The following is a 21,402-nucleotide window of genomic DNA, read 5'->3' on the forward strand; positions in this document are numbered from 1 at the left end:
GGCAAACATGTATACGAAACAGATCGACCGCTCAATCATGCGCCAGGAGTATGGCGTTCTGGTGTGCCGGTTACTTGAGCATCTACCGCAGGCAGTCGCAACGGCTTTCGGCACATCGATTGTGGAGGTGGTACCTGGCGATGCGGTCGATCTTCATTCGCACCCAGAGCACGAACTCTGGGTATTGATCTCGGGCAGCGGCGTGTTTCAATCCGATGGAGAAACCTCCGCAGTCAGTGGGGACACGATGGTCTATATAGCGCCGCACCAAAAACACGCGATCAAAAATAGCAGCCCTCAAACCAGCTTAAAGTTCCTTTCGATATGGTGGGATTGAATTGAGAGCAAACCAACATACTTTTTTTGCCTGCTCGGCGCCGCCGTGCCCGAACGGCAAGCTGCATCTTGGGCATATAGGTGGCGTGTACCTTCTCGCCGACGTGTTCGTACGCTACCACCGCATGGTAGGCAACGCGGCCTATCACGTGACAGGTGCGGACGAACATGGCACTTACACGCTGGTGAAAGCCCGAAAGCTTGGCAGGCCGGTTGATGACGTCGCACACATGCACATTGAAGAAATTCTGCAGTGTCTGCGGTCAGTTGATATTGAACCGGACGTATTTGTAAGGACTTCAAGCGAAGACCACAAAGACCGCAGCTTGGCGATCTACGACCAACTAAGAGCGTCCGGCTACGTTGAGCTGCGCGACGGAGAGCAACTGTATTGCGGGACGTGCGAAGAGTTCGCCGCAGACTCACTCGCGGTCGGAGAGTGTCCAGCTTGTAACGCGCCAACAGATAGTAACCTTTGCGAAGATTGCGGCTCGGCGCTGCAACACAATCTACTACGCAACCCGATTCACACGACATGCGGCCAGAGCCTTATCTTGCGCCCGATTCGACAGGTTCATTTTCAGCTTGAAAAATTTGCTCCGGGGCTCGATCACGCCATTGAGGCGAGCGGATGGCCGGAATCCATAAAGCGCAAAGAACTTGACTGGCTACGGTCAAAACTGATGGCATTGCCGATGTCGCGGCATTTCGACCGTGGTGTGACTTTGAACTCCCCGGTGGAGGTGGCAGGCCAAACTTTAATGACTTGGTTTGAAGGATTGTGGTGCTATGAGACAGGAATCGAACGCCTCTGCAAGCAAAATGGCGCAGATCTCGATGACACTATGCGCAACGCGAGCACGAGACTCGTATTCTTCATGGGTCAGGATAACCGGTTTTATTACACGATCGGCGTTACTGCTAGTTTGTTCTCGCGCGGTTATGCGATTCCATACAACCATGCAATTCAGGACTTTTATAAGCTCGAAGGGGCGAAATTTTCTACTAGCCGTGACCACGCTGTGTGGGCTGACGAGGTGGCAGCAGATATCGACACGAACGTGCTGCGCTACTATTTGGCTAGCATCGCCAAGCCATTTGGCGCAAACGACAACGATTTTCTGATCGAGGGGCTGCTTCAGACCGCGGCTAGAATTCGTGCTTTCGAAACGGCTTTGCGCAAGTACGCCGGATGTAACGAGACGCTGACGGCCGACAAGCTGACAGTCGAGCAGAACCACAATGTTAAACGATATTCCGAAGCGGTGCAGGACTTGCGCGTCTGGGATGCCATGGACGCCATAGACGCCTTTTTCGACGTTGCGTCTTTTTCAAGGGCAGATACCTCAGTCAGCGCAGCGGAAGTTTCCGTATTTCTAAGCCTTCTTAATCCTGTGACCCCGATGCTTGCGGCGCGGTATGGTGCTTTCTTTTTCGGAGCCGGATGGCGGCCGGGGCTCGATGGCGGCACTATCCGGCCAAGCACCGGCTTACGCAAACCGGTTGATTTCCCATTGTTTAGCGACCCGATTCCGGAAGCCTTCATAGAGGCTTATGAAAGACGATTTAGGCAAGTCCGGCCGAATTCTTAGCTTTTAATGACGGCAACCGCTTTGACGATCCCGAGGCGAGTAACGCGGACGCCGACCGGATGACGGCATCTCGATAGCGGAGAACGCAAGGCGGCAGTCGGGCGACCTACTTCGTTCCGAAAGGCCCACGACGGCTTTCTGGCGTGCGACGGCGTCGCGCTTGGCGGCGGGCCTTTCTATTTTTTTAAGGAGCTCGGGAAGTGGGGCCGTATCCAGGATCTGCTCGGCGAGCAGTCTCTTCAGTGTGGCGTTCTCTTCCTCAAGCGCCTTCAGGCGCGTTGATCTTTTCATCACAAATTACTGGCACGCCACCAATATCTTGAACATGCTTCCAAACAGAAGGAGCCCGCCAGTCGATAGCCAGCGTACGGCAAAGCCTCTCCGGTATCGCGATATGATGAACCTACTTCCGCCCATCCGTTCACTAGCATTTCATGTCGCTCGGTGACGCCGCTCCACATCGCCTATTGCTAAGGTGCCATTCGATATTTAAAGTGGATTATCTGCAACTATAACGTCTATCGTAACTATGCGGCCTACTTAATTGATCACCAAACTAACCTAAGCCTTTTCGACGAACCTTCATTGGATCTATGCTGGAAGGTTCTGTACTGGAAAAATCGATTGTTTGGATATAAAATATCCGTTGTTTGGATGTGACTAAAGATGCGTTTCAAGGGCCTTGATCTAAACCTGCTCGTTGCATTGGATGCGCTCACGACCGAGCGCAACCTAACGGCTGCCGCACGTAGTATCAATCTAAGTCAACCAGCAATGAGTGCCGCCATTGGTAGGCTTCGGGACTATTTCCGCGACGAATTGTTTACAATGAATGGTCGAGAACTTCGGCTGACGCCCCGTGCCGAAGGACTTGCCTCGGCAGTGCGTGAAACTCTCTTGCAGGTACAATGCTCAATCATCTCTTGGGAGCCGTTTAACCCGTCGAAGTCTGACAGATGCTTTAGAATAGTTCTGTCCGATTTCATGATGCTGATATACTTCAATAAAATCATTGAGCGAGTTGCTCGAGAAGCGCCCGCAGTCAGCTTTGAGTTGCTGCCTTTGGATAGTGATCCGTACGAGATGCTTAGCCGCGGTGACGTCGACTTCCTCATCGTGCCTGAATTTTTTCTCTCGGGCGCACACCCGAGCGCAAAACTGTTCACAGAGAAGTTTGTATGTGTAGCCTGTTCGACAAATGTGGACCTACCTTCAGCGCTGACGATCGAGCAATATGTCTCCACGGGACACGTCGCTGCCGCGTTTGGGCGCTTTTTGAAGCCATCGGTCGAGGGCTGGTTCTTGCTCGAGAATGGTATTCAGAGGCGGGTGGAGGTCGTCGTGCAAGGGTTTAGCTTAATACCACCAGTCCTGCGTGGCACGAACCGCATAGCTAACCTACCGCTTCGCTTAGTCGAGCATTACGAAAGTACTTTCCCTTTGCGGATCATCAACCTTCCGTTACCGCTCCCCGTCTTCACAGAAGCTGTTCAATGGCCAGCGCTCCATAATGCCGATCCAGGGAGCATCTGGTTCAGGGAGATATTGGTTGAGGAAGCTTCCCGTATGATGTCCTCCAACGCACCTAAAATACATGGGTTGCTACAACAATCCGGTTCCTGACCAAGGTTCCTGCTTGAGTAAGATCCGCCCGAGCCCGAATAAGTTCAACAGCCACCAAAGAGGCTTTTCAAAGGTATCCATCCGGGGAAGGCCCGCTGACCTTGCCCCCAAGTTTTATCCAGTTTTGAGTTCGCTCCGACGGTTTTGGGTTGCTGTATTTGCGGCGGTAGCGGCGGGTTGCGGTGCGGAGCAATTGTGGTCCCCCAGCACCCTTCGATTTGCCGCCGAAGGTGCTAGACAGCACGTCGCGCAATCGTCCGAAGGGCGGCCGATCGGCGACGGGCGTAGCGCTCAGCTTCGTCGATAAAATGGCCTGCGGGTCACTCACAGGTGGTGCCGTCTTCAGCTAATCGGCCGCGTCGCGGGTCGTCGCTCCCAATGCAGCCCAGCTTCCTAGGTTTCAGGATGGTCACGGCAATCGCGCTGCCTCCTGAACCATTATATCTCGCATCCAGATATTTGCCGGATCTTTGTCGTGAAGTACCGGCCATTGGACTGCCTCGGTGAATGTCGGCAGCGCTATCGGGGGCGCAGTCATCCGCAATGGTATCGTGTCCTCAAAAAGCCCAACTAGTCGTAACGGAACGGTTGCGATGCGATCGGTGCCCATTAGGGCGGCGGGGATCATGCTAAAGCTTGAAACAACGACTTCGACCCGCCTCTTGAGGCCATGCTCCTGCAAGAAGCAATCTTCTATGGTAGGCTGCTGCGTCCGACCGAACCTAACTACCGCGTGCCCCATTGAAGAATACTCCTCGGCAGTAAGGGCTTCCTCAAGTTGTTTGTTATTACTGCAGCCGACGCAAGTCAGTCGTTCCTGAAATAGATCTATCTTAGGGTGCGCGCTCGACATGAATAGCGGTGGGCTAATAAGGAAGTCTACGTCGCCGCGTCGCAAAAGCTCGTCTGGATTGTCAGTAAGAGGCAGCAAGTCAAAACTAATGCCGGGTGCTTCCCGCGCAAGACGCTCCAGTATCTTCTGAAAAAGAACAACTGTAACGAAATCGCATAAGCTTACTCGGAAATGACGATCTGATTGATCAGGAGTAAATTTATCCCAGGGTATGATATTGAGCCGAATATGCTGTAAAGCCTCACGAATCGCAGGCGCGAGGTCTTCCGCACGCGGAGTTGGAACGAACTCACGACCACGCATCGTAAATAGTTCATCGCGGAAATAGGAGCGGAGCCGGCGGACAGCTGCACTCATTGCGGGCTGGCTCAGATTAATGCTACGTGCCGCCGCAGTAAGGTTGCGCTCAATCATTAGTGCATCGAGCGCGACAAGGAGATTTAGATCGAGGCCCTTAAATCGCATATCTTTTAACTATCCAATAGTGCAGCCCATTCCACAATGGCTGTTCCTACGGCGATGGCTGAATTCGCCTTGACGCTCCTCAATCGATTTGAGGGCGCGGCCACAGAGACTTAATCTCTGTGATCGGAAAGCAACCTGAGGCCAGTCCAGATTAAGCCATAACTCCAGAGTGAACGCTCGTTGCAGTGTAATAGGAAGCCTCCAATGGCAAATCACCAAACGCCAGCTGGCAAAGAAGATAATTAGCACCTGCTTCCTCGACATGATCGAGAAGATCTTGCCTAACTGAAGCAGCAGTACCAACTACGCACAACTGACAGTCTACTGCTGCATCAAAATCCGGCGGGAGGTTCTGAGGAGTCTGTATCCCGTTAATCTCGTACAGAAACCTAAAGCTCCGAAGCCACCGTTGATAAGCCGGGGCCGCGAGCGAAATGGCATGCTTCGTCGTGCTGCCGGCCACCACCATTCGGACCAACCCAAGGAACGGCGCCCGTTTCCTGCCCCCGGCGGTACGTCTCTCGTGTGCTCGGTAGGCATCAGTGATCTGGCGAACAGCAGAAGCAGGGCCCCCGCAGGCAAGATTTGTATCGTTCTCAGCCGCCCAGCGCGCAACCTCAGGACGACTGGTTGTAATCCATGTCGGAGGCTGAGGACGTTGGTGTGGCCGCAACATCAACGGGACTTTGTCTAGTTCAAAGTGGTCGCCTTTGTAGGAAAGAGCCTGAGCTCCTTCCTTCATCGCTTGGATGACGATCTCGCTGGCTTCGAGATAGCGCGATGTCGCCACCTCCTCATCAATACCGAAAAAGCTCCATTCGATTGGTAAGGAGCCGCGCCCCATGCCCAACTCGAGCCTGCCACCGCTCAGATGATCCAGCATGCAAATTTCTTCAAACGCACGTAACGGATGATAAAGGTTCAACAGCATAACCAAAGGACCGAGACGAAGATGCTGCGTGCGCTGAGCTACGCTTGCTAGAAATAGATTCGGCGAAGGTCCTCTGCCGTGGGGAGTACAGTGGTGCTCTGCGACGTGATATCCATAAAAGCCAAGGCGATCGCAGACCTCTGCCAACTTCATCCGATCTTCATACTGGCGCCCAATCTCCCTTCCGTCTTCGTCCAAATGGTCGAAGATACCAACCATCAGCTTTGCGGGAAGAGAGTTTGTCATTTAAATGTCTCCAAGTTTGGCGGCGAATTTTCGGTGACCAAGACCGGAGGGTGGCCCCGATGTCTTTCGCCAGGAATCATCGAAAAGCTGCTGGTTCTAAAAAACGATGCTGACGCCGATGAGCTAATCATAATGCTCACGTTGAAATGACATTGAATCATTCGTATTCATGTATGACTTCGCGGTGGGTAACACCCCATCTCGCATACCCACAGCTCCGTTCACTTTTGAGAAGCCAAGGATTGGCAAGATCGGATAGTGGTTGTTCAGCTTTTGTGGCGACCCAAATGTGTTAAAGCTGGTATTCGGTTTAATGCGACGAGGCTCCTGCAGTAGGCGAAGAAAGGACCCAGAGCTATGTCTCGGCGCTTGATTGGCAGACGAGAGCGCCTTCTGCAGTTCCACGTTGGCCATGTTCGTCTCCATTTACCGGCCAGGTCTGTGACCTTGCCCTCGGCTGCTCTCGGTGGAGCAACATCATGGGGTCCCCAATTCATAATCGAGGTGTTTAATAACATCCCATGGCTTCGTAAAATTGATTGTTTGTATGGCATTGATCCACCAGGTGAATAACCAGGAATCTTCACCGTCAAAGGGTTGCTGATCGAACTAGCATACGGTCGACCCAGGCGAGATCACGGCCCCTTCCGAAGGTGGAAGGATCAGGAGCCAGTGCGGTTTTGGCCGCAGCGCAACAGCGCCGATACCAGAAATAGATGTGACGCAGTTGGCTTCCGCGTCTTTCGTGCACGCTGTTGTATGTCCTTAACATTCCCCATCTTAACTTCATAGGATCACAGGTTTTACGATAGGGAAATTGCTCTCAACCCTTCAAACTGGACCAATTTTGGTTAGAGTTTTCCGGTGCATTTTCCTGGCTGGGAAAAGGAACGGAACACGATGAAGGCATCGCAGTTTTCGGACGCTCAGAAGGCGTTCATTTTGAAGCAGGGTGATGAGGGCGTCTCGATCGCGGAGATTTGTCGCAAGGCGGGGATCAGTCAGACGACTTACTTCAACTGGAAGAAAAAGTACGCCGGCATGTTGCCGCCAGAGATGAAGAGGCGCAAGCAGCTTGAGGACGGGAATTCGCGATTGAAGAAGATCGTCGCGGATCTGACGTTGGACCGTGAGATGCTGCAGGACGCCATCCGCCGAAAGCTCTAAGGCCTGAGGGGTAGCGGGAGGTGGTGTCATGTGCCGCGATTGGGCGATCTCGATCCGGCGTGCCTGTGGCGCGTTGAACTTCGATCGGTCGACCGATCACTACATCTCTCGCCGCGCCGAGGCCGGTCTAGACCTGTGTGTCAGTACCGGAGCAATACTCCCCATTAGTGCCGTTTGAATCTTCCCCAGGTGCTGCGGCCGCTGGTCTTCCGGGGCGCGCCCCGGAAGACCAGCGGCGCGTCATCGCCGATACTCCTTCCGATGGTCGGAAGGGGGACATTGGTGATCAAGCTGAGGGAGACGATCATGATCCTGGATCTGCATCAGCAGGGGCTGACGGTGTCGGCTATTTCCAGAGAAACAGGCATCGATCGCAAGACGGTGCGCAAATACATTGAACGAGGCCTCGAGGCTCCGGCTTATGGGCCGAGAAAGCCTCGCGCGACGGTGATCGATCCGTTCGCTTCATACCTGCGGGAGCGGGTGAAGACCTATCCCGGCCTCACTGGCAGTCGGTTGCTCCGAGAACTCCGGGATCGAGGTTATGCCGGCGGTTACACCGCCGTCACGGACTTTCTTCGTGACGTGCGACCTTCGGCAAATCCAGGTTTCGAAGTTCGTTTCGAGACGCCGCCTGGCGAACAGGCCCAAGTCGATTTCGCCCAATTCCATGTCGTTTTCACCGATGAGCCAATGACGCCAAGGATCGTTTGGTTGTTCTCGATGGTGTTGGGTCACAGCCGCCTCATCTGGGCCCGCTTCGTCATGCATCAGAACTTGCCGACCGTCCTGCGTTGCCACATCGCCGCTTTCGAGGCGATTGGTGGTGCGCCGCGGGAGGTGCTCTACGACCGGATGAAGACTGCTGTTATCGGCGAAGGTCAGACGGAGGGCATCATCTACAACCGTGCTCTCATCGACCTGGCCCGCCATTATGGATTCCATCCTAAGGCGTGCAAGGCCTACCGAGCCAAGACAAAAGGCAAGGTCGAGCGGCCGTTTCGGTATATCCGCGAGGACTTCTTCCTCGCTCGTTCGTTCCGCAATCTCGACGACATGAACGCCCAGCTCCGGCACTGGCTCGACACCGTCGCCAATCCAAGGAAGCACGCGACGACCCAGCGTGTCGTCAACGAGGCCTTCGCCGAGGAGCGTCCGTATCTGCGGCCGCTACCGCTGGCACCCTTCAAATCCGTTCTGAAGCTGGAGCGCCGCGTATCGCGGGAGGGCATGGTCAGCGTCGGCGGCAACACCTACAGCGTTCCGGATGCGACCCGCAGTCGAACGGTGGAGGTCCATTCGCTTGCCGACGAGGTCCGCATCTTCGAGAACGGCACCCTGATCGCCGCGCATCCTGTCCTCGAGGGCCGCAAACAACGCCGGGTTCATCCTGACCACCGACGAGCACTCACGCCGCAACAGTGGCCACGAACACGAGGCGAGGCCATTGTCGTCAAGCCCGCCGGCGACACCGTGCTGCAGCGGTCTCTCGCCTTCTATGACGCCGTCGGTAAGGTCTTGGCAAAGGAGAACCGCCCGTGAGTGCGACCCTCGATGCAATACCGTCCATGATCGACCGTATTCGCCATGATCTCGTGGGCCTGAAGATGCCGCGCGCACTGGAAGCGCTCGACCATGTCGTGCGACGCCTCGAACATGGCGAGCTGTCTGCACTCGAAGCGATCGATATCCTTCTTTCCGAGGAACTGACCCTACGCGAGAACAGCCGCATCAAGACGGCGCTGCGGATGGGCAGGCTCGCGACGATCAAGACACTCGCTGGTTTCGACTTCACTTTCCAGCCTTCGCTCGATCGCGATCGCATCTTCACTCTGGCGCAGCTTGGCTTCGTCGATCGACACGAGGCCGTGCATTTCCTCGGCCCACCTGGAACCGGCAAGAGTCATCTTGCCACGGCGCTCGGCGTCGAAGCCGTCAAAGCTGGAAAGAGCGTCTACTTCACGAACCTTGCCGACCTCATCGGTTCGCTGGCCCGTTCCGAACGGGAGGGTCGGCTTCAGGAGCGCATTCGCTTCTTCTGCAGGCCAAGCCTGCTCATCGTTGACGAGATCGGATATTTGCCGGTCGTCCAGGGTGGCGGCAATCTGTTCTTCCAACTCGTGAACGCCCGATATGAACGAGGTGCGATGATCCTGACATCAAACCGCGGCTTCGCTGAATGGGGCGATGTCTTCGGCGATCCCGTTGTCGCCACCGCGCTTCTCGACAGACTGCTTCATCACGCCGTCGTCGTGCAAATCGAGGGATCGAGTTACCGGTTGCGCCAGCATGCCGAACTGATGCCGGAGCATGTTCGCTCCAAAGCTCTCATTGCTCCGCCCGCATTCGCTCCACCTCAAAAGCCGCGCGGGCGGCCGCCGAAAAATCCTCAATTCTCCCTGGCATCCACGTCGGCATAAGTGGGGAATTTTACTTCGGCACTATTGGGGAAAATTCACGCGGCATTGACACCTGTGAGCGCGGGTGCGCTACGGCTATCGTCGCGTGCATGTGCTTTTGGAACGCGAGGGTTGGGGCACCAACATCAAGCGAACCTATCGCATTTACAGGGACTTGGGACTGCAGCTGCGGAATAAGACTCGGAAGCGCCGTGTTAAGGCGAAACTTCGCGAGGATCGGCAAATGGCTGTCGGACCAAATGACGTGTGGGCGATGGACTTCGTGCACGACCAGCTCGCAACCGGAAAGAAACTGCGGGTCCTGACGGTGGTCGCCACCTTCTCACGCTATGTTCCCGCGCTTGATCCGCCTCACAGCTATCGAGGTGAAGATGTCGTGCAGACGTTGGGACGGGTGTGACGATTTTCGTTATAGTGCGCACTATGAGTCCGATTACGCAACATACGTATTGAACCCTCATTCTCTAATCGAGGCGCCGTTACGTGGAACCGCATTTCCTTTCCCGAAGAAATAACCTACCTCACGGCATCTCTATGAAAGGTGACGAGGCGTTAGGTTTGACTGGCCCGTCCACGCGTCTGTAACGGCTGCCCGATCTTCCAAAGCATGCTTGTGTCGATCTCAAGCTCGACTCCAACCTTGCCCGCACCTGTGACTACGGTAGGATAAGAAAAAAGGGCGGTGTCGATCAGTACAGCGATCTTCTGGAGACCGAATGGTGATACGCTTCCTGACGGGTAGCCGAAGAGATCGAGTACCTGTTCTTTCTGAGCAAGCTCGGCTCGTTTCCATCCATACGTGCCAGCAACCGCTTTCATGTCAATCTTTGAAGGTGATGGCAGCAAAACGGCACAAAGGTGGCGCGCAGGATGAGACCGGCGCATCACATCGTTCGCTTTCTGCTCGGCAATAATCATCGTCTTTGCAACGCGCCCCACGGGAACGCCGATAGCGGAGGCTAAATCGGAAGGAGATGTAATAGGGGTGGCGAACTCACTATAGCGCCACAATCGTACCGTCGACGCTCCGATCTGGTGCAGTTCAGCAAGTACGTTCGGATGAACGTCCAACATAGTCGTTTCCTTCCGGTTCACCTGGTAGGACGATCGAGGATAGCTGTTTCAGCGACTGCGAGTACAGCCCTCTTGCGAGTAAGTTTCAGGCGGTTCGCTCCAAAAGCTGCCTAATGCGGCGGCGACCCTCGTTCCCAAAAATACTGAAGTAAGCCTCCAGGCACTTATCGCTATCGAGCATGAAAGGAGCATCATATTTGGTGATATGCCGAATAGCCAAGGCTGGAACCGTTGTGTCGAGCGGTCGAAACATCCTGTTGTGCAAACCGGGCTCCGGGCAACCTGGATAAAATTCACCGATCATGAAACCTTCCTGAATGAAGTCGGGCTTCAGCCGTTTTTGCAGTTGACCAATCCTGATAATCTCTCCTTCATCCTGTATTCCAGGAAGGGCAATGATAATGGCCTTATAGATCCAGTCGCCCGTTCGATCGTTGAAGGACTTTACGGGTTTCATCTGGCTGAAGACGGCGAGCATACGCGCCAAATCGTTTTCGATTTCGTCAACTGCAACAGCTTGCGACGCGGCAACCCGTAAAAGCCCCTTCGTCAGAGCCTCGGGAACGAAAGGGCAAACGCTCCCGTCCCGACCTAAATGAGGATGTGGATTGGAGAGGAATTCTGAGGCATACCGAGCAAATTTCTGAAGAGCTGCGTTTGCATACTCATCATAGGCGTTGTATCCCGCATCAATATTCTTTTCCAGAATTTCGCCCACTGTCATCAATGGACCAATCGTCCCGAAAGGTTGGCTGTAATCTTTCCAAATTTCTTTATTCATTTCGGATCCCTGGTTCGAAAAGCCACGTGCAAAACGGAAGGTCGGGCTCTTGCATGCCAGCTCGGGCGGCGGGCGAGCTGGTCGGGGGCCAATCAAGAGACCGACCTTCCATCGGAAGCGAAGCTCCCGAATTTTTGGTAGCACTCGTAGTTACACTTGTGTAACTGTTTTTTTAAATGGATGTGAAAACAAGAGCGGGGGCTCGTGCACGATGAAGGTTAGTCTCACGACCGCCCGCAAATTCTTATATTCGTCATAGTTATGAAGACATACATATGATAAATGTCGCCGCGATGGGATCCGGTAACAGGCTTTTGGTGAAAACAGAACGACCCATTGCGCAGAGGCGTGGCCGTGGCGAAGACAACACGAAGAGAAATATATACGCCAGAACAGATCGACGTCGGCGTAAAGCATAAGCTTGAGAAAATTGACTCGTTTTTGTCAGATCTCGTTAGCGAAAATTCCGAAGAAAAACTATTCCTGAGGAATATTCTTGGATTGATGCTTAAAGTATATCATATGGACGCCAATAACAAACCCATGACGAAGATGCAGGCGTGTCGCTATCTGCCTTTCAAAAACCAGACTGTTTGCCAAAAGTATGTCGAGGCAGCGCATTTGCGTGGGTTCATCGACATCACTCGGGATAAAACGGACAAACGGCGTCTGATTGTTGTTCCAAAGGAGCCGTTGGTTGTCTATGTCAATGAATATATAGCTGACTTCCTTGATGACTGCCGTAGAGCGATTGACAGTGCCGCTCAAGTAGCTACGCTTCCTGAGGAAGGGATGGCAACGGCAAGTTCTTCATCTATTGATAAATCGCCAGCGTCTTCTGGGGCACCTGTGGGTTCCTCTCAAAAGAGAGTCGATCGAAAAGCCAGGAAATTTTAGCGAGTTTTATTGTGGGAAAGCAAAAGTAAGAAGCCGGTCTCGCGCGCGTTTATCCTTTCATCAATCAAATGTTTCCTCCGTAAACAAGCTTCATCGAGGTAACCCGCTTCGCTTAACCGGCCTGACGGCCGGTGCAGGCGCTGCTAGGGGGAGCGGCTGTATCGTCGTTTCGGCCAAGAAACTGCGCGGGAAGTTCGGCGGCATCCTCAGCCTTATCACCTTGGCATTTACGCTATCTTTTTAGGCGAGGCGGAAACCGCTGACGCGGTCCTCCATCTCTTGGTCGAGACAGTGTGACCTGCCACTGAATTTTCATCCGGCGTCTGACCTGCCACTGAGAATTTCTGAACCGCTCCCAAACGTTGGACCACCGGATGCTAGAGTTTTCCGGCTTCATTCAGGGAGGCGGGCTGGTTGCGCCTCCCGAATTCACCAACGAGATCGGCACCTTGTTGCCGATCGCACCATGAGGTCTTTCCTCATTGTAGTATCTACGCCAATCCTCCATCTTTTCGCGGGCATCCGCAAGGGTCAGGAACCAATGCTGGTTCAGGCATTCTGCACGGAAGCAGCCATTGAACGCTTCGATGAAAGCATTATCAGTCGGCTTGCCGGGGCGTGAGAAGTCCAACGTCACACCCTTGGAATAGGCCCACAGGTCCAAGTCGCGCGACACGAACTCGGTCCCTTGGTCGACACGGATCGTTTTCGGATAGCCGGCTTTTTGGCACACCCGTTCAAGGGTTTGCACAACGTCTTCGCCTCTATAGCTATGACGTGGATCAAGCACCGGCACGTAGCGCGAGAAGGTGTCGACCACCGTCAGCACGCGCAGTTTCTTACCCGTTGCGAGTTGGTCGTGAACGAAGTCCATCGCCCAGACGTCGTTGGGTCCGACGGCCATGTGCCGATCCTCGCGAAGCTTGGCTTTTACCCCCCGCTTCGGTGTCTTGTTCCGCAACTGTAGCCCCAAGTCCCTGTAAATGCGGTAGGTTCGCTTGATGTTGGTGCCCCAACCCTCGCGTTCCAACAGCACATGCACGCGGCGATAGCCGTACCGCACACGGATCTCGCAGATCTCGCGAATACGACGTTCCAGACCGGCCTGATCAGCACGGCGAGAGGTATAGTGGTGAGTTGATCGATCGAAGTTCAACGCTCCACAAGCACGTCGGATCGAGATCGCCCAATCGCAGCACATGCCTTTCACCATCTCCCGCTTCCGAGCAGGCCTTAGAGCTTTCGGCGGATGACATCCTGCAACATCTCGCGGTCCAGCGTCAGATCCGCGACGATCTTCTTCAGGCGCGAATTCTCGTCCTCGAGCTGTTTCAGCCTCTTCATCTCCGGTGGCAGCATGCCCGCGTATTTTTTCTTCCAGTTGAAATAAGTCGCCTGGCTGATCCCCGCCTTCCTGCAGATTTCAGCAACCGACACGCCTTCATCACCTTGCTTCAGAATGAACGCCTTCTGAGCGTCCGAAAACTGCGACGCTTTCATCGTCTTCTGGTCCCTTTCCCAGCCAGGAAAATGCACCGGAAAACTCTAACCAAAACTGGTCCAGTTTGAAGGGTTCAGATCAAAGTGCACAAGATGGTGGCGAATGGGAACGTAGGGTCGTCGCCTCGATCGCCAAGAAATTGAAAAGGGGCCAGCGAGGAGCGCCTTTTGGCTCGCATCGCCGGGTCCGCGATCAAGGCCCTCGACGGAGCGGTGCCGAAATTGCCGAACAGGCGATACTTTCGGCTCTGGTCCGCAAATACAAGACTGGCGGTTCCTAAGCAGCGAGCCCAGGCGGTGCCACGTTCCTCCTACGGCATTTCATTATCCACGCATGTTGCCGAGGCTGCTGAGCCTGCTCGAATTCCGGAATAATGCAGCACATCGGGTCCGCCATCGCGGCGCTGGAATGGCTCAAGCGTCTGATCGACGAGGACGACAGACGGATCGACCCGTATCGATCCGAGACCTGGCTGTAGGCCTGAAGGCCTAGCATCCTGCCGTATTTCACGTTTACCAGGGCGTCGCCTTGCGCTGTGGCGGCAAATAATAGGCCGTCGCTCGAAGCCGGAGTGCCCATGGATCGGTAACCCCGCCTGCGCCTCGACCACCCTGGCTAGCGCCCGGTCGTAGGCTTCGCTCTCGACATGCCACTGTCGAACACGGATTAACACCCACAAGGTGTGGGTGTCTGTGGCATCGGCCATCATGCGCAGGCCAAAGCTAGTCTCTTCTGCGAGGATGACGTTCATCGCAGGGCGCTCCTGTACGCAGATGACTGAATGCTTCGCAGAAGCCAGTCGCAGCATCCACGTCTGGACGTCGCCTTCGCAATCGAGCCGCCCGGAATCGTAACAGCCCGAGCTGGCGCGGCCAAGCTCGCGTAACCGGATGTCGAGGTGAGCTTGAGATTTGCCAGCTATCCTCCTGTCGCAACGGCCCCGCGAGACGATCGCTGTCGGCCACAGCCTGGGCCGGAACAAGTGCAGGTCTGAGATCGCCATAGCGTCGGGACCCGCCCAAGCATTGTCCAATAGGTCTCGTGTTTCTTTTCGCATCCGGTGGATCTTTTACTTGACACATCCGGCCATAGCATCTGCCAATAGGGACAAGGCCCGCGGCACCAAGCGGCGCATCCGCGCCCACTATCGTGCGGAGGGCCACTAACAATTCACCAGGTTTCAGAGTGAATCAGCAGCAACAAAAATCGACGGCAAACTCGATGGGGGCTACGCGGATGGGGGCGCGCTTACTGAGCGCCGAGTCTCAACTGTACCGTCGCCACCGAACTTTGGAGCTGTCGATCCTGTTCAGGACGTTCATTCAGAACCCTACTCGGTTTGTCGTGCTTGCGACAGCGTGATGTGCGGTTTGGCACGTCTCGGCGCTCTAGGGCAGCCATTGAATAACATACAGAACAGTTTTCTGATGCTTTTCGCTCCTTCTGCATTGGCACGAATCTTGAACCTTTTTGTTGCGCGCCGCTAGGAGCTCCCAACGGGGGCCTTGGCATCTTCTCAATCCAGCTCTGAACGGAGACACCAATGATGAACAACATGGCAGCCTATCGTGTAACCGAATTAACCCCTCAAGAAGCAGCTGAAACCTCCGGAGGTTGGTATTTTTGGGTTTACTTGTTTTTGCGACGTTACGGACACTTGTTTGGTTGATAAGCGAGCTGGCTCTCGATGGCTCCTAGTGACTACAGACTAGCAGTTCCCCTTTCTGCTGAAACGGCCAGCTGCACCGCAGAAAGCATACTGGCGCGACGATCAGGACGATCCTTGAGCATTTATAGGGCGATCTTGCTCTTCGTCGCCGCGGCATTTGGCTCACTGCCACTCGTTACCATACCGGTCTCCATGCAGAGTGTCGGTACTATTCGCCCGATCGTGGAGAAGACGCCCCTGATAGCGCCCGTCTCCGGACGCATCTCCCGTGTCCTTGCCTTTGAGAACGATGTCGTTGCTAAGGGGAAGGAAATAATCGCCTTTGACGATCATGTAATCGAGGAAAAGCTCAGCGGGGTTTTAGCCGACATTCATGCCAAGAGCGATCTTGCCCATGACTTCCAAACGCTGATTTCTTCCGGCGCAAGGCTCAGCGTCTCGCCCCCCCTCCAAACCGAATCCGCGACGGCTGAAAGGGTGCATTTTCTCAACTTGCTGCGCGAGAACCAAAATGCGCGCAGTAACGCCGCGGCGGAACTCGACCGCGCAAAGCGACTTGTCTCGGCTGCTGCGGCGCCGGCGAAGACCGTTGACGAGAAGGCTTTCGCTCTCCAAAATATCGAGGTCCAAGGCGAGATCCTCGTGCGACGCAAAACCGCTGATTGGAACCAGAAGCTCCTTGATGCTAACCTGCGCTTAAAGGAACTCACGGCCACCTTGCATCAGCTCGAGCACGAACGGGACCTGCACCGCATCCGCGCCCCAGTATCGGGTGCTCTCGAGCAGTTCTCCGGCCTCGCGCACGGAAGCTACGTGCAGAGCGGGCAAACCGTTGGTTGGATCTCGCCGAACGACGATCTGGTGGCGGAAATCTACGTCTCCCCCAACGACATTGGCTTTGTGCAGCCTGGTCAGCCGGTGCGGCTCCAAGTGGATGCCTTTAACTACAACCAATGGGGTGTCATCAAAGCAAGGGTGGTCGAGGTGGCGCAGGACTTCACTCTGCATGACGGGAACCCGGTCTTCAAGGTCCAGTGCGCGCTCTCTCGCAGCGAACTCGCGCTGAAAAGCGGGGCCATCGGCCACCTGAAGAAAGGCATGACCGTGCGGGCTCGCTTTCTGTTGGCCAATCGCACTCTCCTGCAACTGCTCTACGACGAGGCAGACGATTGGCTCAACCCGATGCTGGCGGGGCGCTAATATTGTCCCAACAGCCAGCGAGCCTCCATGTCGAGTAAGGCCATTAAGTTCAAACAGCGTGACATCACGGATTGCGGCGCCGCCAGCCTCGCATCTGTCGCAGCCTTCTATGGCTACAAGTTGCCATTGGCGCGCATCCGCCAGTATGCGTCGACCGACCGCTCCGGTACGAGTGTGCTGGGGCTCACGGAAGCGGCGCAGAAGCTGGGCTTCATCGCGAAAGGCGTCAAAGGTGGCTTCGACAGCCTGTACAAGATCCCCAAGCCCGCTATCGCGCACGTCGTCAAGGAGGACCTGCACCATTTCGTAGTGGTCCATGCGATCGACGCCAAGTGGGTCATCGTCATGGACCCGGCCTTGGGCGAAATCTGCAAAGTGCCGCATCAGGAATTCATGGAGCAATGGACCGGCGTTCTGGTTTTGCTGGTTCCGGCAGACACATTCAATCGTCGAGACGAGACCACGTCGCCCCTCGCCCGATTCGCCCGCCTACTCGCGCCACACCGCACGGTGATGGCGCAGGCTCTCGTCGGCGCTCTTGTGACGACCGTCCTCAGTCTCTCGACGGCGATCTACGTTCAGAAGATCGTTGATCACGTGATCCCAGCGGGAAACCGCAACCTGCTCAACTTGATGAGCATCGCAATGCTGCTGATCCTAGCGATACAGATCCTGATCAACCTCCTAAGAGGCCGACTCGTCCTGCAGACGGGGCAGAAGATCGACGTATGCTTGATCCTCGGCTATTACAATCACATCCTGGCCCTGCCCCAGAAGTTCTTCGATAGCATGCGCATGGGAGAAATCGTGTCGCGCATGAACGACGCTGTGAAAATCAGGAGCTTCCTGAACGACGTTTCGATAAACATGTTTGTTGACATTTTAATGATACTGTTCTCGTTCGGAATGATGTTCATCTATTCCTGGAATATTGCTTTGATCGTGGCGCTCGCCATTCCAATGTACATCCTGGTATATTGGGCCATCAATCGGATGAATCGAAATCTCCAACGAGTCATCATGGAAAATGACGCCAAACTCGAGGCGCAACTGGTAGAATCACTCGGAGCTGTCTCCACCATTAAGACTTCCGGCGTCGAGAGCTTCGCAAACTTCAAAATGGAGACCCGCTTCGTAAAGATGCTGCATTCCGTCTACAGCTCCGGGCTGATCTCAATCTGCGGCGACAACGCCTCGACGTTGCTGTCGGTCCTGTTCACCATCGTGCTGATGTGGTTTGGAACCACGCTTGCGCTCGAACAGGCCGTCACGCCCGGCGAATTGCTGTCCTGCTATACGTTGCTTGGCTATATCACCCGGCCGGTCGCCCGCCTGATCCAGACCAACCGGATCGTTCAAGACGCGTTTATCGCGGCGGATAGACTTTTCGAGATCTTTGAACTGGAGTCGGCAAGCAGCAGCGGCATCGATGCTACGAAGACCGATCTCGGAGATATTCGCCTGGAGAACGTCACATTCCGCTATGGCGCGCAGGCGGAGGTTTTCAGCGATCTAAGCGTCTCCTTTCGCCAAGGAGAGTTGACGGCCGTCGTGGGTGAGAGCGGCTCGGGCAAAAGCACCCTTGCGGCTCTGCTGCAGAATGTCTACCAGCTTGAGGATGGATGCATTCGGATCGGCCAATATGCCCTCCAGGATTTCTCGAGCGCATCACTGCACAAGGTCATGGCTGCAGTACCGCAATCGATAGACGTCTTCTCCGGTTCCGTGATCGAGAACATCGCCCTGGGCGAGTTCGAACCGGAGTTCGATAAGATCGTACGCATCTGTGATCGAATAGGACTGCGGGAGTGCATCGAGCGCTGGCCCGGGCGGTTCCAGGCCCATCTGGGCGAGAACGGGGTTCGCCTCTCCGGAGGTGAGAAGCAGCGCCTCGCATTGGCTCGGGCCCTGTACCGGGATCCCGACGTTCTAATCCTTGACGAAGCGACCTCCTCTCTGGACTCGGCAGCCGAAGAATTTGTGCTGCGGGTTGTTGAGGATCTGTCTCGCGCTGGGAAGACCATCATAGTCATCACTCATCGGTTGAGCACCGTTCGTGGGGCGGACAATATTGTGGTCCTGGACAAGGGGCGGGTCATTGAGGAGGGAAAGCACGCTGACCTAGTGAGAACTGATGGCCCTTACGCTCGATTATGGCGGGCGCCAAGGTCGTGATCCGTGTAGGCCCTGTCGGCTCGAGGATTGAAAACGGTTGTGAACGTCACGGTTAAGCAGCATGGCAACATTGTCGGCTGTGAACTTGAAGCGGCGGTGATCGGAACGTGGGCGATGGACTTCGTTCACGACCAACTCGCAACGGGTAAGAAACTGCGCGTGCTGACGGTGGTCGACACCTTCTCGCGCTACGTGCCGGTGCTTGATCCACGTCATAGCTATAGAGGCGAAGACGTTGTGCAAACCCTTGAACGGGTGTGCCAAAAAGCCGGCTATCCGAAAACGATCCGTGTCGACCAAGGGACCGAGTTCGTGTCGCGCGACTTGGACCTGCGGGCCTATTCCAAGGGTGTGACGTTGGACTTCTCACGCCCCGGCAAGCCGACTGATAATGCTTTCATCGAAGCGTTCAATGGCCGCTTCCGTGCAGAATGCCTGAACCAGCATTGGTTCCTGACCCTTGCGGATGCCCGCGAAAAGATGGAGGATTGGCGTAGATACTACAATGAGGAAAGACCTCATGGTGCGATCGGCAACAAGGTGCCGATCTCGTTGGTGAATTCGGGAGGCGCAACCAGCCCGCCTCCCTGAATGAAGCCGGAAAACTCTAGCATCCGGTGGTCCAACGTTTGGGAGCGGTTCAAGACCGCCGAGGCTCTAATCGCCGCCGGATGAAAATTCAGTGGCAGGTCATTTGAAGGCCAACCACCTACCTTCCTGCCGAACACTGGCAGACCAGAAAACAAGGGGCGCAGCCAATACACGTCGCTTGATCAGTGCTTGTGAGATACGCCGGAGCCAAAGAGGAGCCGTAGTGAGTAGTGAACGCACTGTCATGCAGGTTCCTCCATGTCGCCCCCCCCCGCGCCAAGAACGCTAGGGCACACCCCCGGATTGCTTGATTGCTGGGCAGATTAGCGAAGAATTCCGCCCTATATGAGCCGTTTCAACCGCACTTAAACGCGCGCTACATCTGAATAGGTCTTAATTGTTGTTAAGCCATTATCGACCAGGCCAGTTCCCGCCTCGGCGAGCTTTTGGAGGTTGTCGAAGCCAAATCGATGTACGTCGCGGAGCGTCTTCGAGAGTACTACGAGCCGCCCCGCCGTGAGTAATATCCGACCGAATCCCTCATGGTTCACAGTCAACACCGGTGACGCCATCAGTCCGGACTGCTCCTCTATAGCAAGTGCTACGGCGGCATAGAAGATCTCAAGCCGCCACTGCACCTCTAGGTCAGGTCCCCCGATGAGAGGAATCGCCCTACGCTGCTGCCTCGTCACGATGAAATCACAGAGCAAATCGGTGTCCGATTTCTCTTGCCACAATTCAAAGGTGTCTTGAGCACGCATCAGACGCAAGAGGCACTTAATGAAAGGCGTGGCGAGAGCATCTTTCTCATCTAATCGAGCATTGTTGGGGACAGGGGTGACGTTTGACATCAGTTAAAATCCTCCTGAGTGTTGGATGCGGTTTGACTAAGGGCCACACCCGCTTCCGGTAACACCATCCCTTAAAATGGTGCGGCAGATGGGACCTGTGGCGACGCAACTTGGCCCGGACGAATGACATGGCCCCTCGAAACGGGGCGGCCGCAACAACAACGGCAAGCGGCGGGCAACGCTGGCGGGCTTGACGAAAAGCGCTTCACAAGCGAGATTCCCGTCGCGATAGTCCAGTGGCGGTAGGTTTCGCCGCGAACTCCACCCTCAACCAACCTATTCGCCGCCAGGTGTAAAACCGTGTCTCGGGCTTTCGAATTGAGGATCAGGCGGGGGGTGGAATCAGCTTTTCGAGGTCGACAAGGACAGTGAGAGTATCTTGAGAGGCCGTGTACTTGCCGATCCCCCCTTTTCCGTGCGAACTGATGCAGACCTGCCATGTATTTTCCCTTCAAGGTTCAAATCGACTTCGACCGGACGCCACACGTTCCACCAGGCGATTGCCCGCCGCGTAGTTCTGGGAGTTCAAGACTCATGCCAGTCTCCTCCGCTGAGGTTCGGAACACGGCATCTGTATTGTTTCCAGCTTCTTAGCTAGCCCATGAAGAATTGATCGAGGACAACGTTGTCGTGAACCGGACAAGACGCGGTGGGGATCGAAGAAATGGCATCCCGGTGCAGCGGCGGAAGCCTATTCTCCGGCCACGTCAGCAACAAATGACACCCGCCGAAGCCGCTCCGCTCTCAATTCGCGGATTGGGCGCAATGTCCGGCCGCTTGCCGAGGTGCAGCCGGTCGATCTTCTTTGCTTGGCGATCACAGCGCCTCCCAGTGATGGACTCCGAGACCCGCATGCATCACTGGCTGGAGCTCCCTTCCTCGACAGTTAGCGCCGTCATTTGGGGGAATGCCGCGGGCAAATGGAAAGCGGCATAGGCCCCCGCGACGCCGGCGACAGCTCAACAACGCTCTGAATTTCCACAGTGAACGGCTGTTAGACGTAGCCGGCAAAGGGGAAGCTCACGAAGAT

General features: G+C 55.3%; 15 protein-coding genes and 5 pseudogenes. 12 read left to right on the plus strand and 8 right to left on the minus strand.

Annotation, left to right across the window (positions count from 1 at the left end):
* The first annotated feature begins 7 nt into the window (after positions 1-7).
* Complete coding sequence (locus AM571_RS24595) at positions 8-337, plus strand: cupin domain-containing protein (RefSeq protein ID WP_004677772.1); 330 nt, start codon at positions 8-10, stop codon at positions 335-337.
* Position 338: 1 nt separating this feature from the next.
* The gene (locus AM571_RS24600; RefSeq protein WP_074063730.1) at positions 339-1,928 is read left to right on the plus strand and encodes a class I tRNA ligase family protein; all 1,590 of its coding nucleotides are present in this window, start codon (positions 339-341) and stop codon (positions 1,926-1,928) included.
* Positions 1,929-2,039: 111 nt separating this feature from the next.
* On the opposite strand, the pseudogene AM571_RS36590 reads toward AM571_RS24600, so the two are convergent.
* Positions 2,040-2,207: pseudogene (locus tag AM571_RS36590) on the minus strand (IS3 family transposase); the annotation flags it as partial.
* A 387-nt stretch (positions 2,208-2,594) separates the two neighbouring features.
* Here AM571_RS36590 and nodD2 point away from each other — a divergent pair.
* The gene (gene nodD2, locus AM571_RS24610) at positions 2,595-3,551 is read left to right on the plus strand and encodes a transcriptional regulator NodD2 (RefSeq protein ID WP_004677768.1); all 957 of its coding nucleotides are present in this window, start codon (positions 2,595-2,597) and stop codon (positions 3,549-3,551) included.
* A 409-nt stretch (positions 3,552-3,960) separates the two neighbouring features.
* Here nodD2 and nodD3 read toward each other — a convergent pair whose 3' ends face one another.
* Both nodD3 and AM571_RS24625 read right to left on the minus strand, forming a co-directional pair.
* The gene (nodD3, locus tag AM571_RS24620; RefSeq protein WP_004677763.1) at positions 3,961-4,869 is read right to left on the minus strand and encodes a transcriptional regulator NodD3; all 909 of its coding nucleotides are present in this window, start codon (positions 4,867-4,869) and stop codon (positions 3,961-3,963) included.
* A gap of 151 nt (positions 4,870-5,020) precedes the next feature.
* Positions 5,021-6,046 (minus strand): LLM class flavin-dependent oxidoreductase, encoded by a 1,026-nt coding sequence (locus tag AM571_RS24625; RefSeq protein WP_004677759.1) that lies wholly within the window; start codon positions 6,044-6,046, stop codon positions 5,021-5,023.
* Between the two features lie 900 nt (positions 6,047-6,946).
* On the opposite strand from AM571_RS24625, the pseudogene AM571_RS24635 reads away from it, so the two are divergent.
* The 4 genes and pseudogenes from AM571_RS24635 to AM571_RS24650 form a co-directional block, all read left to right on the plus strand.
* Positions 6,947-7,346: pseudogene (locus AM571_RS24635) on the plus strand (transposase); the annotation flags it as partial.
* A 149-nt stretch (positions 7,347-7,495) separates the two neighbouring features.
* Positions 7,496-8,755 (plus strand): IS21 family transposase, encoded by a 1,260-nt coding sequence (istA, locus tag AM571_RS24640; protein ID WP_074063737.1) that lies wholly within the window; start codon positions 7,496-7,498, stop codon positions 8,753-8,755.
* Positions 8,752-9,633 carry an IS21-like element ISRel3 family helper ATPase IstB gene (gene istB, locus AM571_RS24645; RefSeq protein ID WP_003563080.1) on the plus strand — a complete coding sequence of 294 codons (882 nt, stop codon included), beginning with the start codon at positions 8,752-8,754 and terminating at the stop codon, positions 9,631-9,633. The genes istA and istB overlap by 4 nt, the downstream gene beginning before the upstream one ends.
* A gap of 61 nt (positions 9,634-9,694) precedes the next feature.
* Positions 9,695-10,030: pseudogene (locus AM571_RS24650) on the plus strand (IS3 family transposase); the annotation flags it as partial.
* A 155-nt stretch (positions 10,031-10,185) separates the two neighbouring features.
* On the opposite strand, the gene AM571_RS24655 reads toward AM571_RS24650, so the two are convergent.
* A complete protein-coding gene (locus tag AM571_RS24655; protein ID WP_004677747.1) occupies positions 10,186-10,707 on the minus strand; it encodes an aminoacyl-tRNA deacylase in 522 nt (173 codons plus the stop codon).
* Between the two features lie 85 nt (positions 10,708-10,792).
* Positions 10,793-11,488, minus strand: coding sequence for a DUF6875 domain-containing protein (locus tag AM571_RS24660; RefSeq protein WP_004677746.1), 696 nt, complete (start codon positions 11,486-11,488; stop codon positions 10,793-10,795).
* Between the two features lie 354 nt (positions 11,489-11,842).
* On the opposite strand from AM571_RS24660, the gene AM571_RS36595 reads away from it, so the two are divergent.
* On the plus strand, positions 11,843-12,385 hold the full coding sequence (locus AM571_RS36595; protein ID WP_012489593.1) for a hypothetical protein: 543 nt from the start codon (positions 11,843-11,845) through the stop codon (positions 12,383-12,385).
* A 397-nt stretch (positions 12,386-12,782) separates the two neighbouring features.
* Here the strand turns inward: AM571_RS36595 and AM571_RS24670 are convergent.
* Both AM571_RS24670 and AM571_RS38505 read right to left on the minus strand, forming a co-directional pair.
* Positions 12,783-13,885, minus strand: a protein-coding gene (locus tag AM571_RS24670; protein WP_155774534.1) for an IS3-like element ISRel21 family transposase whose coding sequence is annotated in 2 segments (ribosomal slippage) — positions 12,783-13,624 and positions 13,624-13,885 — 1,104 coding nt in all. Because the reading frame shifts where the segments join, the coding sequence is not laid out codon by codon here.
* A 454-nt stretch (positions 13,886-14,339) separates the two neighbouring features.
* Positions 14,340-14,701 (minus strand): annotated as a pseudogene (locus AM571_RS38505) (Tn3 family transposase); the annotation flags it as partial.
* A 728-nt stretch (positions 14,702-15,429) separates the two neighbouring features.
* On the opposite strand from AM571_RS38505, the gene AM571_RS38060 reads away from it, so the two are divergent.
* The 4 genes and pseudogenes from AM571_RS38060 to AM571_RS24705 all read left to right on the plus strand — a co-directional run.
* On the plus strand, positions 15,430-15,555 hold the full coding sequence (locus AM571_RS38060) for a hypothetical protein (RefSeq protein ID WP_004676277.1): 126 nt from the start codon (positions 15,430-15,432) through the stop codon (positions 15,553-15,555).
* Positions 15,556-15,669: 114 nt separating this feature from the next.
* Entirely contained in the window at positions 15,670-16,755 is a 1,086-nt protein-coding gene (locus AM571_RS24695) for an HlyD family secretion protein (protein WP_008533948.1), read from the plus strand.
* Between the two features lie 27 nt (positions 16,756-16,782).
* On the plus strand, positions 16,783-18,930 hold the full coding sequence (locus tag AM571_RS24700) for a peptidase domain-containing ABC transporter (RefSeq protein WP_004676279.1): 2,148 nt from the start codon (positions 16,783-16,785) through the stop codon (positions 18,928-18,930).
* Between the two features lie 108 nt (positions 18,931-19,038).
* Positions 19,039-19,521: pseudogene (locus AM571_RS24705) on the plus strand (IS3-like element ISRel21 family transposase); the annotation flags it as partial.
* A gap of 365 nt (positions 19,522-19,886) precedes the next feature.
* Here the strand turns inward: AM571_RS24705 and AM571_RS24710 are convergent.
* Positions 19,887-20,372 carry a NifX-associated nitrogen fixation protein gene (locus tag AM571_RS24710; protein ID WP_004677039.1) on the minus strand — a complete coding sequence of 162 codons (486 nt, stop codon included), beginning with the start codon at positions 20,370-20,372 and terminating at the stop codon, positions 19,887-19,889.
* Positions 20,373-21,402: the final 1,030 nt, after the last annotated feature.

Source organism: Rhizobium etli 8C-3 (assembly GCF_001908375.1).
GTDB lineage: Bacteria > Pseudomonadota > Alphaproteobacteria > Rhizobiales > Rhizobiaceae > Rhizobium > Rhizobium etli_B.

Excerpts from the sequence above, each read along its gene's own strand:
- AM571_RS24595 (WP_004677772.1), top strand. The coding sequence starts at position 8 with ATGTATACGAAACAGATCGACCGCTCAATCATGCGCCAGGAGTATGGC.
- nodD2 (WP_004677768.1), top strand. The coding sequence starts at position 2,595 with ATGCGTTTCAAGGGCCTTGATCTAAACCTGCTCGTTGCATTGGATGCG.
- nodD3 (WP_004677763.1), bottom strand. The coding sequence starts at position 4,869 with ATGCGATTTAAGGGCCTCGATCTAAATCTCCTTGTCGCGCTCGATGCA.
- AM571_RS24625 (WP_004677759.1), bottom strand. The coding sequence starts at position 6,046 with ATGACAAACTCTCTTCCCGCAAAGCTGATGGTTGGTATCTTCGACCAT.
- AM571_RS24655 (WP_004677747.1), bottom strand. The coding sequence starts at position 10,707 with ATGTTGGACGTTCATCCGAACGTACTTGCTGAACTGCACCAGATCGGA.
- AM571_RS24660 (WP_004677746.1), bottom strand. The coding sequence starts at position 11,488 with ATGAATAAAGAAATTTGGAAAGATTACAGCCAACCTTTCGGGACGATT.
- AM571_RS38060 (WP_004676277.1), top strand. The coding sequence starts at position 15,430 with ATGATGAACAACATGGCAGCCTATCGTGTAACCGAATTAACCCCTCAA.
- AM571_RS24700 (WP_004676279.1), top strand. The coding sequence starts at position 16,783 with ATGTCGAGTAAGGCCATTAAGTTCAAACAGCGTGACATCACGGATTGC.
- AM571_RS24710 (WP_004677039.1), bottom strand. The coding sequence starts at position 20,372 with ATGTCAAACGTCACCCCTGTCCCCAACAATGCTCGATTAGATGAGAAA.